Origin of the sequence: Gilliamella sp. (genome assembly GCF_024104075.1) — a bacterium.
Taxonomy (GTDB): Bacteria; Pseudomonadota; Gammaproteobacteria; order Enterobacterales; family Orbaceae; genus Gilliamella; species Gilliamella bombi.
Window position 1 is genome coordinate 1 of sequence record NZ_JAGGHR010000044.1, and the last position, 15,326, is coordinate 15,326.

Below are 15,326 nucleotides of genomic sequence, written 5' to 3' on the forward strand. Positions count from 1 at the left end.
ATGCTTTGATTGTACGGTCGGTGTGATGAATAGTTAAATCATATGCTTCGGCATCAGGTAAAGCTTGTTTATCTATTTCATCATAACCTTTTGTATAGGGTTGATGGCTACCGCGCAAATGCACAAAAATAAATTTTTTCGGAGAATTATCTTTTTGTAGCATGTCTTCTAATGATTGACTTAAATTGATATCTAGGCTATCTTCACTAAAAGTGATAACTTCGCTTTTACGTGCAATAAAGCCAAACTTAGTATTAAATGTACCTTGAATTTGTTGTGCGGCCGATGCTAACCAATAAGTTTTGTAATGATTGAACTTAGCCATCTCAATAATCGATTTATTATCAAATAAATTATCATCACTTTCGGGCACATTGAATGAAAGTGTCATAGGTATAGAATCCCGAGTAAAGGCTGCCGCTGAGTGGCTATTTGAGATAATGCATCCGCCATTTTGACTAAAAATATTGGTCATAAAAGGCGTAGTTTGCTTATGATAACCGTAAGCGCTATAGCGGGTAACTAAAGATGATTCCCCCATGATAAATACGATCAAGTCGTTATCAGGCTTACTGGGCGGCAAAAGAATAGCCTTATTAAATTTTTCAATTTCATGGGTATTTGAATAAATATCTGTTGAAGTATAACTAGCAAAAAGATAGGATAAATTACCTAATGCAGCTGGATAAATTCGACGAACTATCTCAGCAGTACTTTTATAGTCACCTCGCTTGATTTCAGCTTTTATTGATGAATTTGTTATCAGGAATAAACTAATAACTAACAGCATAAGTATATACAAGGATAAGGGAATAAAAACATTAAATTTAACAGAAATTATTTTTTTAAGGATAAATGCAATAAGAAAGGTCGTAATAAACGCAGGGCCTATTATGATTAAAGCTTGCTTAGTCATTGACATCACTTCTTGAGAATTAGTTTCAATAATAGAATCAAGAACTCCTTCTGATATCATTTCCCCATAAAAAATGAAATAACTAATTTCAGATAAAAAAAGAAATAAAAATAAAAAACCAAAGGCAACAATGAGCTTATGATTACTACTAATGCTTTTATGTACTAACACAATAAAACATAAAGTTGTTACCAAATTTAGATAAAATAAAGGATTTTCAAAACAGCATCCATCCTGCTGTGCATTAGACTTAGTAAGGTAAATAAAAGCAAAAATAGCACTAATAAAAGTATAGATTAACAGTAAAATTAAGCGGGAACTTCTTGCGATTTCATATGATTTCATAATATATCTTAGTTATCTTATAAAAGTTATAGTAATCAATTATTTTTTTCAAAACACATCTATTTGAAAAAACAGCAGCAGTTATATTTACGTTTATGGTGAATATTTACTCAATAGTTATAAGGTGATTTATTAAAATACAATTTTAGATAGAAAGCTAGTCATTTTGTTTTTGTTAGTGTAAAATGTATTCACTTCTTGAAAAAGAGGTATAAATTTTTAGTAATAATTTAAGAAATATTTAAAAGGAGAAAATAATGATTTATTTATCAGCAATTCGTGCTCAAGCAAGAAATTTTTTAGGTAAATTTGTTAAAAATGAGCAAGGTGTAACTGCAATCGAATATGCAATCGTTGCAGCTGGTGTTGCTACTGTTGTATTCCTTATCTTTAAAGAAAACGGTGCAGTACAAACAATGCTAAGTAATGTTTTTGATAAAATGAAAGATAAAGTCAGCGATAAAATCGGTGCTATGTAATTATGTAATTATGTAATTATGTAATTATGTAGTTTGAAGATAAAGTTACTAGTACTTAATACAGTACTAGTAACTTTCATGTGTATTTAAAAAAATATAATAAATGATATGGCTAATCAACAAATTAGGTTTTCTGCTGAATGGGGTAAAGTTCGTGATTTAGTTTTTCAAGTGCTTGATCTTGATTTAATTGAGCAATTAAAGAACGAACCGAATCGAGTTCTACGTGAAATTCAAACAATAATCAGAGATATCGTTAATTCTGGCAATGCTTATATTACTGCCGACGAATCTAGTGTATTGGCAGGTATGATTTGTGATGAAATTATTGGTTATGGTCCAATTGACTCATTAATGAAAGATGAAACAGTTAATGATATTTTAGTCAATGGTCCTTATAGTATTTATGTTGAACGGGGTGGAATCCTAGCTAAAACGGATAAGTTTTTTATAAACGAGCGTCAACTACTTGATATCGCAAGACGTTTGGTCAATAAAGTTGGTAAAAATATTGATGAGGCGCATCCTTTAGTCGATTCACGGATGCCCGATGGTAGCCGTCTTAATGTTGTTATTCCTCCAGTCGCCATTGATGGTACCTCGATGTCAATTCGTAAATTTGGTACTGGTCGTAGAACATTTCATGACTTGATCAACTATGGTTCACTAAATGAAGACATGGCTAATTTTTTAGTTATTGCAGCTCGTTGTCGAATGAATATTATTGTTTCGGGTGGAACAGGTTCTGGTAAAACTACAATGCTTAATGCTCTATCTGGATTTATTGGTGAACATGAGCGAACTATTACACTTGAAGATGCCGCTGAATTAAAGTTACAGCAAGATCATGTGCTTAGAATGGAAACCAAATCAGGTGGTGAGGATGGTCGTGGAAGAGTAACTATGCAAAATTTGTTAGTTAATGCATTGCGTATGCGACCAGATCGAATTATTTTAGGGGAATGCCGTGGTGAAGAAGCTTTCGAAATGCTTCAAGCGATGAATACTGGTCACAATGGTTCAATGTCGACGTTACATGCCAATACTGCTAGAGATGCTTTATCCCGATTAGAAAGTATGATTATTATGGCTCAACCTGAGTTACCTATTGTTGCAATAAGGCATTATATTGCTTCTTCCGTTAACTTTATTATTCAAGCCTCTCGCCTTCCAGATGGACAACGTAAAGTAATGAGTATTACTGAAGTTATGGGATTAGAATCTGATAATATTGTTACTCATGATGTTTTTAAGTTTAAAATTCACGACGAAAGGGATGATAACGGTAAGATTCAAGGTGAATTTGTTTGTAATGGATTAGTTAGGCGATCTGCACTTTATGACAGTGCTCAATATTATGAAATGTCAGATGTGTTAGAAAAACTAATGTTAAATGCAGCAGGTGTAAAAACATGATTCTACTTCTTTCGATTGTACTTATTTCTATTGCTGCTATAAATATTTTTACATTGCATCGTCGTAGTGGGCGATTACAAGTATTTTATAATGTCGAAGCTAAAAATACTTCGTTATCAAGTTTGGTCGAAAGACAATTATCCCAAAGGCAACAATCCTCTTGGGAACGTTTCAGCTTTAATTTTCGAATGAAGATTAGAGCTTATTACAATTTACTTACAATGGGGCAATCAAAAAGTCGGTTGTTTGTTTATATTTTTGCAGGTACAGTTGCAGGTATCATATTGAATGAAAAGTATATTAACTATAATGGTTATGTAGCTACTTTAGTTAGTATTATTACCACAATTGTCGTAATTATTTTTATCAAAAAGAGAAAGTTGAAAAAAGAATTTTACGATACATTTCCTGAAGCATTAAATACCATTACAGGTGTTGTGTCATCTGGTGGCGCAATAACAACAAGTTTTAAAACGTGTGGAAATTCTATTGATGGAATTGTTGGTAAAGTAATGAAGGATGTGGATAGTCGAATTGAAATTGGTGAAAATATTGAGGATGTCTTAATAAGATCTTATTTAAGACTTCCATTCCCAGAATATTACTTTTTTATTTTGACAGTAATGGTTAATCTAGATAGTGGTGGAGAATTAAAAGAAGTTCTTAGTAGGTTAACAAAAATGCTAGTAAACAATCGAATTTTAACTAAAACTAGAGACGGTAAAACGGCTGAATTAAGAATGACTATGAAAATACTAGGCTGTATGCCTTTTGCTTTTGTTTTTATTCTTAAATTTGCTTCCCCAGCAAATTATGAGCAATTGGTTGGTACAACGGTTGGTCATTATGTTTTATATTATATTTTCGGTAGTGTGGCTATTGGTCTTATCATTATAAGAGGAATGATCAGCAAGGTCATTTAAGTTATGATTAATTTACTAAATATATTAATCCCCATTATTTTAATTTTTATAGGTAGTAGAGAGTTAGTCTGCTTATATTTGTTGAATCAAAGAAAAGAAAAACTCAGTTTGTTATTAAATAATGAAAATGAGGAAAAGAAAGCACCTAAAAAGCATATTAACCAAAGAAATGTTGCTTTTGAAAAGCTTGCTGCAAAAAATAGTATAACCTTAAGTTTTTTGCGTCGTTTTCAAGAACAAAATAGTTGGAAGATTTACGCTATCATTATCGGGTTTTCATTTTTTTATCTTGTGAATCAAATATTTTCTTTTGTTGAACTTAGTTCAAATGTATTACTGGTTGTGCTATTCCTTATTCTTGTTATAGTTATTATTCTGCCTGATAGATTAGTTAAAAAACAGACAGAAAAAAGGATTAAAAGAATTTCACAAGATTTACCATTGATCATTGATATGATGGCAATTATGGTGAAATCAGGCATGACAGTCGAAAATGGTTTTAGATATTTAAGCACGAGAGTAAAACCAATTAATAATGATGTGGCAGCCATTTTAGAAAGAGCTTGTTTAATGATGGATGTCAATGGTATTGAACTTTCTATTGATTTAATTCAGCGTGAAGTACCTTGTAAAGAAGTAAGAATGTTTTGTATTACTTTAAAAAGAAGTATTAGCTATGGTAATTCGATTTATGATGCTTTATTAGAATTATCAGCTGAGATTAGAGACGTACAAAAATTAACAATAGAGGAAAGAATTGCTGCTATTGGAGCTAAAATGACAATGCCGATGATGCTATTCTTTTTAGTTCCTGTTCTTGTTATTGTTGTTGCGCCAGTTATTATGAATATTGTATCGACATTAAGTATGATGAAATGAATAATTAGGGACCTAGAGATAATGAATGATTTTTTAAAATGCTATAAACCAAGAAGATTAATAAATCCAAAATTTATTGTGGTATGTTCAATGTTGTTTGTTGTTACTGGATGTCAAAATAGTAATTTAAGATATGATTTAAATGAGCAACAAAAAATTTATATTCATGAAACTACAAAAAATTATGGCGGTTTAATTGAGCTTTATAAACAACGTTTACAAAAATCTGATACTGAAGATACAAGATATAAACTAGCTCAAGTCTATTACTTATCTAATGATTATGAAGCAGCAAAAAGAACATTAAGCCCTGTTTCAAATAAAAGCAAAAATGATAATCTTTTTGTTTTGTATGGTCATGTTGAATCAAAAATGGGGAATAATGATACCGCATTAGAATATTTAGACAAAGCAATCACGATTAATCCTAAAAACGGTGAAGCATATAATGTAAAAGGTATTGTTTTATTGAAAAAGAAACAATATGACGCAGCTCGATATTCATTCAATTTAGCTAGGGAAAATTTTTATGATGAAAATAAAGTCACAAATAATCTAGCTATGCTATCAATTTTGAATAAAGATTATAATGAGGCTTATAAGCACTTAAATATTTTATATACAAAAGGATATCGTGATCAAACCATTCTTCATAACTTGCTTTACACGTTGGTTAAATTAAATAAAATTCAATTGGCTAAGTCATTTTGTTTAGGGCATAGGTTATCTAATGAGCCAGAAATATTAATTCAAGAACTAAAACAGATTGAGCCAATTGATGCGATTAAATTTAATGAAATTATGCCAGCACAAAGTGATAATCAAAAGCAGTATACAATTGAGAAAACAGCATCACAAAAGGTTACTAAAACCGATAAACAAGTTATTAAGCCTGAAAAATTAATTAATTCACAAAATACCGGTAAGTCAGAAATTAGCACTAAATTATCGGGTGTGACTAAATTAGATGCAGAAACTCAATCTAAAACAGCTTCTCAACCTACTGTAACTAATTTAGCGGTCGCTAATACAACAGATTCTAAGCAAAATAATCAAGTCAATCAGGCGACGACTCAATTGACTATTTTAGCTGTTCGATCTGGTGAACATCGAAAATTTAGCCGAATAGCATTTGAAACGGTTAATCCATTAAATAAAAATCAATACGTAATTGAAAAAATTTCACCAACAGAGTTTAAATTATCGTTATATGACGTAACCCTTCCTAGTAAAGGAATAAATTATATCATTAATCAAATTTCTCGTAGTGACCGTGATTTTGCCAATGTTACAGGAACTTTAACTGCCGAAAAAACTTTAGTTTTACAAATAAAAACAAAACAGGACTCAATAGTGAAGGATTTCGATGCAGGCCCTAATTCTAACGGTAAAGCACATTGCTTTGCATTCGATTTTTATTCAGAGAATAAATAAGTGCAAAAACAATAATAATAACAATAGATATAATATTTTAGGGAGTTTGCATGAAACAAAAAAAAATAATTATTCTGTATATATTAATGCTAGTTGTGGGATTGGCATTGCTATTTACCAAATCTTCGCCTGAGCCTGTTGCGGAGCCGATAGTTCAGCAACCAGTTCAAGTTAAAGAAGAACCTAAAAAAGAAGAACCTAAAACAGAAATCATAACAGTAGCTGTTGCTAAACGTGATATTAGTAAAAGAAAAATTTTGACTAAGGATGATTATTATTTTAAATCGATTGAAGTCAAAATTGGGTCTAATGACAAATCCAAATATATAGGCGATGCAACAGAAATTGATGCTTATGTTGCTAAAAATAATATTGCAAAAGATGCATTTATAGAAAATAGTTTTATTGCTTCACCTAATTCAGAGGAATATTTACTGTTAGCGATAAAAGAAGGGAATTATATGTTCCCATTTAAATTGGATCAAATTGATTCTTACTTGTTAAAAAATCTAAAGGGGGGAGATCTTGTTGATCTCTATATATTTTATAGTGATGATGAATTATCTAAGTTTAATACTAAAAATTATAAAGAGGATAGATTAGTTTCGCCTAGTGATGATTTTGTTAAAAATCGCATAAAACCAATTATTGTTGGTAAAAAGGTTCTCTATATTGATCTGGAAAATAAAATAGATCAAAATTTTCAGAGAAAAGAGGCGGGTCAAGTTCAATTAGAGCTTTCAAATCAAGAAATTAAATTATTAAGAACACTAATGACAAATTCTACAGTTATGATGTATCCAAGTACTTATAAACAAAATATTGATGATGGATTACGTTTATTAAATGATAAAGAAAAGAAATGGCCATTAACTGATAAAGCTATTTTTTCAAAGAAAAAACAGCTTAATTTGCTAAAAGGGAATTAAGAATGCTAATAAAATTCAAACCAATTATTAAAAAAATAAAATGTCTAGTTTACTTATTATCAATTAGCTTCTCCCCGTTGATTTTTGCTAATACTCACAATTTACAGATTGGGCAGAGTAAAACAATTGTTTTACCTGAGAATGTAGGTACTGTTTTTATTAGCCAAGACAGCGTAGCAAATTATGAAGTTGTTGATGGTAAATCGCTAATTATATATGGTAAGCAAAATGGTAGAACCAGCTTGCTTGTTTATGACGATGCTAATAATATTATCATTAATGATACTATCAATGTTGATCCACTTTTATCTCAAATAACACATAGGCTAGCGCAAAACTTTCCAAATAGTAGCGTAACAATAGATCGTTACGATAACGGTGACCCAAATGGTAGGTTTGTTTATGTACTAAATGGTACTACACCAGATACTACAACAAAAGGTAAAATTATAGCGCTTGTAGGTACACTTGTTGGACAGAATGCAGAGAGAATACGAAGTAAAGTATCTGATGAATTTGCTAGCCAAGATCTTACATTTCAAGATTACTATGTATATAACAATATTATTGATAATATTAGAGTAATTGAAGAGTATCAAGTTAATGTAAGATTGACTTTTGTTGAAGTTAGCAAAACTTTTACTGATTCATTGGGTATTGAGTGGCAAAGTTTAACATTAGATAGTATGGCCAAAGGTCAAGATTTTAAGATGAACAATATTGGTGAGTTCACTCTATTAGGTCTAAAAAAAGGATTTAATATTCATAACATTACTACAATGATTCGTGCTATAAAAAATGATCGCTTAGCTAAAATTTTAGCACAACCTAATTTATCTGTATTATCTGGCGAAAGTGCAGCGTTTCTTGTTGGTGGTGAGATTCCTATTGTGACTAAAGGTAAAGATGGCGATTCTGATGTTACTTATAAAGAATACGGTATTAAATTAAATATCAGTACCAAGGTAAATAATGACAAGCGTATTAGATTATTTATTAATAACGAAGTGAGTTCGGTTGCAGGTTCATACGCTTTTAATAATTACAATATACCGACTTTGCAAACTCGAAAAACAAGTTCTACTATTGATTTATCTGATGGTGACAGCTTTGTTATTGCAGGATTAATTAGCGAACAGGACTCAGAAACATTATCTCGTATTCCTTTTGTTAGTGAGATTCCTATTTTAGGGGCATTAGCTCGTAGTACTACAACTGGTCGTGAAAAGACTGAAATGGTCGTATTTGCAACGGTCAATTTAGTTACACCTAATAATAGCTTTGATGGTGTAGAGTTGCCGATTTTAGAGCGGACAGATGCAGTAAATAGTTTCTTTAATATTAAGAATAATATGGATAAACAACGACGAAAAACAGTACCAATATCTAATGAAAGTGAAAAGTTTATTAACGATATGGGTTTTATTGAATAAAAGATTAGTGGGATTCTTATGCAATTATTTGGTAATAAAAAAGATAAAGATATATCAAAAGAACCATCACAAGAATTTGTAGTTGGACGTATTTCTGGTTTTCAGATTGCTATTTTAAGCAAAAGACCTGAATTGATTGAAAATATTCGTTCAGTGCTTTTCCTTTACAATGTATTAGGCATGGAGATCTTCTCATTAGAATTATCTGAATTAAAAGAAGAGCCACGTTGGAATAAGTATGATGCTATTATTTTAGATATTGAAGACGAAAATGATGCTGAGCTATTATCCGAAAATATCAATCGTTTTTTTCCAATTCAAGCATCAACGATACTTATTGGTAGCTATGATTCGATTCAGTTTTCTGAATTTTTATTAAAAAAAGGAATTCATTTTTTATTAGAGAATAGTCAATTAGAGAAAATTCCTGATATCTTACACTCAAGGAGTGTCACACCACCAGGTTCAAGCCAAAGAGTAGGTAGCGTTATTGCATTTTTAGGCTGTAAAGGTGGAATTGGCACATCATCATTAGCAGTTCATACACTAAAAAAAATTAGTTCTTTAACAAATTATCCACTTCTTTATATCCAAGGTGCAACTACAAGCCCTAATGCAGATTTTTTATTTGAAACACCAATTCCTCAAGATGGTTCAATAGTTGATGTTGAAATGTCTTTACAAGTAAAAGTTGAACTTGCTGATAAGGCTTGGAAATATGATGATCTAAATTCAGGTCAATTTAATATTACTGTTATTGATCAAAATATGGGATTACAATCTTCGTTTAGGCATTTTGATGAGATCATAAAACTTTCAAACATCGTATTTATTGTAATAAATAGAGATCCCTTTTCAATCAAAGTTGCTAAGAGAATTTTAGATGAAATTTCGCGCATTAGTACACAAAATACGGATTTATTGAATAAACGATTTTTAGTTTGTTTAAATGAAAATCTCCCTTTTGATAAAAAAAATGCTTTACAAAATCAGGATATTGAGGAGTTTCTAGATAGAAGTATTGATTTTACGCGTAAATTTATTCCAAGAATAGATAAATTTAAAAAAGCACATACTAGCAGTGAAATAAATGAAATGGCTGCGGCTATTATTGGGAATAAAAAAATTAAAAAAAATAAACAAAAAATGTCTTTTTCAATATTAAAGAAAAAGAAAGATTAATCATTAAGATAATAGAGTAGAGCAAAAATTATGTTGAAATATTGGAATTTATTATTTCGTCAAAAAAATGCAAGTGTTTCGATAGAGTTTGCAATTGTCTTTCCTTATTTAATTGTTCTATTTTTATTTGTATTAGAATTTAGTCGAATTATGGTTATTGGTTCGGCTTTAGATCTGATGACTACTGAAATAACTAGAAAAACAGCGATTTCTCAACATGCAGATTATAATCAACAATTACAAGAATTAATAAATTCTGAAGTTCCTTCATGGCCATATATAACTGATCCACAAAAATTTAAAATAACTGTGAAATATTGTAAAAAAATTGAGGAGGCAATTAATAATAATTGCCTAAATGTTCCTGTTAGCGATGCTCCGATACTATTATTTGAATTGAAGTATGACTACAATGCTATGTTCTCTAATCTGTTTGGCCGTATACTTGACAGTTCTTTGGGGAAGAAGACTATTATTTACCGTGAGTTTTATCAAAATAATTAATAATTAAAGGAATGGAATAAAAAATGAGATATTCTGATAATTTTTTTCGTAATAAAGACGGTATAATTTCAATAGAATTTGCAGCATGCTTTTGTTTGTTTACAGTTTTACTATTTATTATCTATGATACTTACAGTAGTATTATGTTACAAAATAGATTAGAGCGGGCGAATTATAGTGTAGCTTCTATTTTTCGTGAAAGATCAGCAATTTATCCAGTAATAGATGGTTCGAATGTTCAAGATGTGGCTGCATTATGTGCTGATTCTAACTCCTGTTTTAATTCTCATGAGTTATTTGATGATACTCAAGTGAAAGAACTAAGCCGACTAGCGAGTTCATTACTAAATGGACGTAATGTTACTTTAAAAGTCGATAGTTTATTTATTTTTCAAAATGTTGCTGATCCCAAAAGCTTGGCACATGCGCAACTCGTTAATCTAAGCGCAAGTTCTTGCTCTTCTAGTATATGTAATAATGATAGTAGTATTGAGGACTATTTTAATTCGTTACCCAGTATGACTGATAATTTAAATAACTCACTTACTGACTATTCCAAACTTGTTCCGTATGTTGAACGAACAGCTAATCCCACAACAGGGTTAGCAGGGCGTTGGATTCCCTTATATCGAGTTAGTATGTGTATAGTTAACGAAGAAAGCCTTTATTTAAAATGGTTTAATTCAAGCAGAAAAGCTACTGATACTTTACCAAATTTATGTAGCAATATTGTAGTGTTATCACGTTGTAATGATATTTCAAGCTCTGATGGAAATTGCCCAATTTATTATCGGTAATCAACACACTTTTGAGAGTATTATATGAGCCATAATAGACATAAAAAAATTAATCATAAGAAATCTTTTTTTAAGTGTTCTTCAGGGAGTGCTATTATAAGTTTCGCCTTGATGTTTCCTGCAATGCTAATTTGTATGTTAGTTTCAATAAATCATACTCAAACGATGCGCGATCGTGCAAGGATCTCTGAAGCTACTAACGAAGCTTCGTTGGCTATTATCGCATTAAACAATGAAAATGCTGATAAGGCAGCAATTGAGCAAAATCGCAAAATGGCATTGAACTATATTAATTATTTTGTTTATCAAAAAATTAGTGATGATTTAGTAGAAGATGCCGATGCCTCTATTAATATAGAATATAATAAAGACACAAAGGTATATAGTATAGCCTATAAACAGAAAGTTGATTCATTAACGAGTAGTAAAGACAAAGGAAAAGAAAATCAATCTATGATTGTTAGCAATAAAACTGAAAGTTATGGTAATACAAAGAAATTTGATAGATATGACTCATTTGATATTGCTTTTATTAGTGATTTTTCAGGTTCAGCAACATGCCAATATGGTGATACAAGTTGTAATGACTACTCTCCTCAAAATGGAAATAGTGATCAGCAACGTCTTCAATATATGAAACAAGCAATAGCTAATATTATTAATAATTTTCAAGGGCATTCAGAGATTAAATTTGCATTAGTTCCTTATGATATTGGTGTGCCAGTTCAGCAAGACACTAAAAACCTAGCTGGTGGTGATAGTTATGGTTGTTCAGTTATGTACAAATTAAACAGCCCCTATGATAAAGTTGATTATAACTTTTGGGCAAATAAAAACATTGCGTATGCTAGATGGAGTAATTTAAAGGAAAGCGGAGGGATGGGAGGAGCGAAGTATTCAGATTATGACTATTTAGGTAAATATGCGAACACGGTTACTTATTATTTAGATTATTTTAATTATCGTTATTATTCACAAATAATTGGACCAGCGAAAGGATTAAATAATGATAGTGCCTTAGTGCATAATGGATTGTGCCGTAATAGACATCAAGCTGAAGTGCTTAATATGGGAAAAGCAAGGTATGCTTGCGGTGAAAATAATCTTGATTATCCATTGCGTGATGAAAATAGAAAAACTATTGAAAACCAATATGGTAAAGTTGTTCAACTATATGATTACATGTTTTCGGGAAAATATTCTGATGTACATTATTCATTTGCTAACACTAGAACAGTTGATGTACAAGGTACAATTGATGCATTGTTCAGTGGTATAAAAAGCAATACAATAACATTTAATCGACCTATTTCGCCTACTGTTAGTGATTTTTCGCCATTTTTTGGAATGTGCCAATCGCCTTTATATAGTAATAACATAATGAGCGAAAAGGTGATTAATTTACCAACTAACCATCGAAGGTTTTTAGAAGCATCAAAGCATATTGGAACATTTAAGGCGTATCCTCATTTAGTCCCTTTTAGTAAAAATGGAAATCATAATTCGGATTTACTAAATTATATCCAGAATGGAAATTGGCAACCTGGCGGAGGAACCGACACTATAACAGCCTTGTTAAGGACAGTTCCTGTAATGGCAAATGGATCTGCTAATAATAAAATGATGATTATTATTACAGATGGTAAAGATGATGCTGGAGCAGATATTCTTAGAGATAATTTTTTGGATGAAGGTGTTTGCCAAGCAATAACGGCTGGATTAACTTCAGCAACTAATAAAAATAACGGCTATATTGAAAGAGCAGCTAATACGGCGACGATCCACTATATAAAACTCGATCCTAATGCAGCCAATTTAACAACCGATGAACAATATGGACAAGTGTACGGAAAATGGTTTACTAAATGTATGAATGGCAATAGAGAATATTTACACGAGGCTCGAGATTATCAGAGTTTATTTGATACTATGATAAAAATTATTCAGACAGAAACGGGTAATTTTGTTAACAAAGATGAATCTAATCAATAATGAAATAGAGGTTACTCTAAATGAAACTAGCTAAGTTAATGGTATTATTTGCATCATGTTTATGCTTTTCATTATTTGCAAACGAAAGAAGTGATGCCGTCATGTTGACAAAAAAAGCAGCAACAATAAAAGTTCCGACCGCGACTAACTCTGTTGATAATGGTATTGCGATAGAAAATGGCGAGGTTTGGATCTGGGGTTATAGAGATCATGCTCAGCAAGGCAATGGAAAAATGAACATTCCCAGCAACGCCCCGCCAGATAGGGCAACCGTTCTTATCGAAAAAGGTGCTTATATTACGAAAGTAGCTGCTGGAATATATCATATGATTGCACTTGATGATCAAGGTAATGTCTGGGGGTGGGGACAAAATGGTGCTTATGAAGCAGGAGGTTATGCGACTACGCCTTGGTATTTACCCACACCTAGTTTAGTTTTGGAAGGTAAAGATGTTGTTATGATTGATTGTGGGGAGTATACATCTTTTGCTTTAACTCGAAGTGGAGAAGTTTATGCTTGGGGAACTGCCTATTTTGGGCAACAGGCAAATGGTATAATGGTCCCAGATAAAATAGCACCAACTGAAGTTCATCGTGTTCCTCAATCATATTTTAACAATAGTCCAGCTGTATCGATTGGAGCGGGTTATGAATCAGGTTATGCCATAAATGATCGTGGTGAAGTCTTTGCATGGGGAGATGATGAATCAGATCAATTTGGTTACGAAAATGCTCCATTAGGAGGGTGGGTTCACGTTTATCGAACTAGGCCAGTGCAAATTACTAATCTGCCACCAGGTATTAGTGGTGAAGATATAGTAACTATTACGGGTGGAAATCGTTACACTGCTTTTTTAACTTCGGAAGGTGAGGTGTGGGCTATGGGAGCTATAAATCACCTAGGTCTTGGTTTTGGTTATTTGGGGCCTAAACTATACATACCTGAAATGTATCATACTGATAAGAATGGAGAACGCTATAAAGTATGGTTTGAGACGAGTATGGCTGACCCCCAGTTTGTTATGGATGATGTTAATACGCTTTATTGTCGATTTGGGGGATGTGTTGCGGTCACTAATGATAATGAATTATTTACGTGGGGAGTAACACTTGCTGCAGGTGTAGAAAATGGTTCCCTTTGGCAGATAATGTATGGTTATAAACCCTTGAAAAGAGAAGTTATTGGTAATTTGACTAAATTTGATGGTGGTAAAGAGAGTATAATCTATTGGAATGATGAAGGGAAAGCTTTTGGCGTTGGATGGAATAATCATTTTAAATATGATCCTAAAGGTAAAGCTCCTCTTGTCGTTAATTGGCCAGGAGTAGAATTAAAATTTGTTACAGATGAGATGAAAAAAGTTTATGGTGAAGATTTTGTTCCAGGACAGTGATACTAATGGTTAATCAAGAATTAATTAATGATATTATTATTCTAGCTATTTGGGCATGTTTGTTATTTTCATGTTATACGGATTTAAAATATCGAACTATCTCAAATAAAATTGTTATAATAATATTCATTTTAGTTATTTTGAATTTTGCCCTTGGCAAAGGGCATCTAGATTATATTGCATCAGCTATATTTTTAATTTGTGGTCTATTCATGTTTTATTGTCGACTTGTTGGTGCTGGAGATATAAAATTAATTACTGTTCTTTTGATTTCTATTCCAATAAACAGTGTGCTGTTTTTCTTAGTCGTTATTACCTTTTTGGGGTTACCAATGGCAATCATTGCAATAATATACAGATCCTTCAAAAAAAATTCTGTTACATTGCCTTATGGGCTTGCCATTAGTGGTAGCTATTTTTTAACATCAATAACCTTATTTGAGGTTATACTGTAATAACTAACTTGTAGTTAACATCTTAAATATAATCGCATTTTTATAATAAATATCAATGTTTCCCATCCTCAATAAGGCGGGTGGGAAACTCTTTTTTAACCTGCAAACACTTAATAACTGTTATTCCTTAAAAATATTTAAAATATTCTTACACACAACTATATAAACATTTGGAATGGCAACACATTTTCAAACAAAAAAATTAAGGGGTAAGTGTTTTTTAAATTCAACGGGAGGCAAGTAGCCTA

The 15,326-nt window shown here is 31.5% G+C and carries 14 protein-coding genes; 13 read left to right on the plus strand and 1 reads right to left on the minus strand.

Annotated features, from left to right (window positions below):
* The coding region (locus J6569_RS10160; protein ID WP_296318377.1) for a sulfatase-like hydrolase/transferase at positions 1-1,261 on the minus strand (1,261 nt) is incomplete at its 3' end.
* A gap of 257 nt (positions 1,262-1,518) precedes the next feature.
* On the opposite strand from J6569_RS10160, the gene J6569_RS10165 reads away from it, so the two are divergent.
* From J6569_RS10165 to J6569_RS10225, 13 genes are all read left to right on the plus strand, one after another.
* Complete coding sequence (locus tag J6569_RS10165) at positions 1,519-1,740, plus strand: Flp family type IVb pilin (protein WP_296301345.1); 222 nt, start codon at positions 1,519-1,521, stop codon at positions 1,738-1,740.
* 108 nt (positions 1,741-1,848) lie between these two features.
* On the plus strand, positions 1,849-3,156 hold the full coding sequence (locus J6569_RS10170) for a CpaF family protein (protein ID WP_080702361.1): 1,308 nt from the start codon (positions 1,849-1,851) through the stop codon (positions 3,154-3,156).
* A complete protein-coding gene (locus tag J6569_RS10175) occupies positions 3,153-4,079 on the plus strand; it encodes a type II secretion system F family protein (RefSeq protein ID WP_296301346.1) in 927 nt (308 codons plus the stop codon). The genes J6569_RS10170 and J6569_RS10175 overlap by 4 nt, the downstream gene beginning before the upstream one ends.
* Before the next feature lie 3 nt (positions 4,080-4,082).
* Entirely contained in the window at positions 4,083-4,958 is an 876-nt protein-coding gene (locus tag J6569_RS10180; protein WP_034913868.1) for a type II secretion system F family protein, read from the plus strand.
* Positions 4,959-5,048: 90 nt separating this feature from the next.
* Complete coding sequence (locus J6569_RS10185) at positions 5,049-6,392, plus strand: tetratricopeptide repeat protein (protein WP_176713232.1); 1,344 nt, start codon at positions 5,049-5,051, stop codon at positions 6,390-6,392.
* A 50-nt stretch (positions 6,393-6,442) separates the two neighbouring features.
* Positions 6,443-7,321, plus strand: coding sequence for a hypothetical protein (locus J6569_RS10190; protein WP_296301349.1), 879 nt, complete (start codon positions 6,443-6,445; stop codon positions 7,319-7,321).
* Between the two features lie 2 nt (positions 7,322-7,323).
* Complete coding sequence (locus tag J6569_RS10195) at positions 7,324-8,754, plus strand: pilus assembly protein N-terminal domain-containing protein (RefSeq protein WP_051634271.1); 1,431 nt, start codon at positions 7,324-7,326, stop codon at positions 8,752-8,754.
* An 18-nt stretch (positions 8,755-8,772) separates the two neighbouring features.
* On the plus strand, positions 8,773-9,936 hold the full coding sequence (locus J6569_RS10200) for a hypothetical protein (RefSeq protein WP_296301350.1): 1,164 nt from the start codon (positions 8,773-8,775) through the stop codon (positions 9,934-9,936).
* Positions 9,937-9,966: 30 nt separating this feature from the next.
* The gene (locus J6569_RS10205; protein WP_034913881.1) at positions 9,967-10,440 is read left to right on the plus strand and encodes a TadE family protein; all 474 of its coding nucleotides are present in this window, start codon (positions 9,967-9,969) and stop codon (positions 10,438-10,440) included.
* A gap of 23 nt (positions 10,441-10,463) precedes the next feature.
* The gene (gene tadF, locus J6569_RS10210) at positions 10,464-11,237 is read left to right on the plus strand and encodes a tight adherence pilus pseudopilin TadF (RefSeq protein ID WP_296301353.1); all 774 of its coding nucleotides are present in this window, start codon (positions 10,464-10,466) and stop codon (positions 11,235-11,237) included.
* 135 nt (positions 11,238-11,372) lie between these two features.
* Positions 11,373-13,229 (plus strand): vWA domain-containing protein, encoded by a 1,857-nt coding sequence (locus tag J6569_RS10215; protein ID WP_296301354.1) that lies wholly within the window; start codon positions 11,373-11,375, stop codon positions 13,227-13,229.
* 20 nt (positions 13,230-13,249) lie between these two features.
* Positions 13,250-14,623 carry a hypothetical protein gene (locus tag J6569_RS10220; RefSeq protein ID WP_296318378.1) on the plus strand — a complete coding sequence of 458 codons (1,374 nt, stop codon included), beginning with the start codon at positions 13,250-13,252 and terminating at the stop codon, positions 14,621-14,623.
* A 5-nt stretch (positions 14,624-14,628) separates the two neighbouring features.
* Positions 14,629-15,078: a prepilin peptidase gene (locus J6569_RS10225; protein ID WP_296301357.1), complete on the plus strand. Its 450-nt coding sequence runs from the start codon at positions 14,629-14,631 to the stop codon at positions 15,076-15,078.
* Positions 15,079-15,326 lie beyond the last annotated feature (248 nt).

Bases quoted from the DNA above. Each gene is read 5' to 3' on its own strand.
- J6569_RS10165 (WP_296301345.1), top strand. From the start codon at position 1,519: ATGATTTATTTATCAGCAATTCGTGCTCAAGCAAGAAATTTTTTAGGT.
- J6569_RS10170 (WP_080702361.1), top strand. From the start codon at position 1,849: ATGGCTAATCAACAAATTAGGTTTTCTGCTGAATGGGGTAAAGTTCGT.
- J6569_RS10175 (WP_296301346.1), top strand. From the start codon at position 3,153: ATGATTCTACTTCTTTCGATTGTACTTATTTCTATTGCTGCTATAAAT.
- J6569_RS10180 (WP_034913868.1), top strand. From the start codon at position 4,083: ATGATTAATTTACTAAATATATTAATCCCCATTATTTTAATTTTTATA.
- J6569_RS10185 (WP_176713232.1), top strand. From the start codon at position 5,049: ATGTTGTTTGTTGTTACTGGATGTCAAAATAGTAATTTAAGATATGAT.
- J6569_RS10190 (WP_296301349.1), top strand. From the start codon at position 6,443: ATGAAACAAAAAAAAATAATTATTCTGTATATATTAATGCTAGTTGTG.
- J6569_RS10195 (WP_051634271.1), top strand. From the start codon at position 7,324: ATGCTAATAAAATTCAAACCAATTATTAAAAAAATAAAATGTCTAGTT.
- J6569_RS10200 (WP_296301350.1), top strand. From the start codon at position 8,773: ATGCAATTATTTGGTAATAAAAAAGATAAAGATATATCAAAAGAACCA.
- J6569_RS10205 (WP_034913881.1), top strand. From the start codon at position 9,967: ATGTTGAAATATTGGAATTTATTATTTCGTCAAAAAAATGCAAGTGTT.
- tadF (WP_296301353.1), top strand. From the start codon at position 10,464: ATGAGATATTCTGATAATTTTTTTCGTAATAAAGACGGTATAATTTCA.
- J6569_RS10215 (WP_296301354.1), top strand. From the start codon at position 11,373: ATGTTAGTTTCAATAAATCATACTCAAACGATGCGCGATCGTGCAAGG.
- J6569_RS10220 (WP_296318378.1), top strand. From the start codon at position 13,250: ATGAAACTAGCTAAGTTAATGGTATTATTTGCATCATGTTTATGCTTT.
- J6569_RS10225 (WP_296301357.1), top strand. From the start codon at position 14,629: ATGGTTAATCAAGAATTAATTAATGATATTATTATTCTAGCTATTTGG.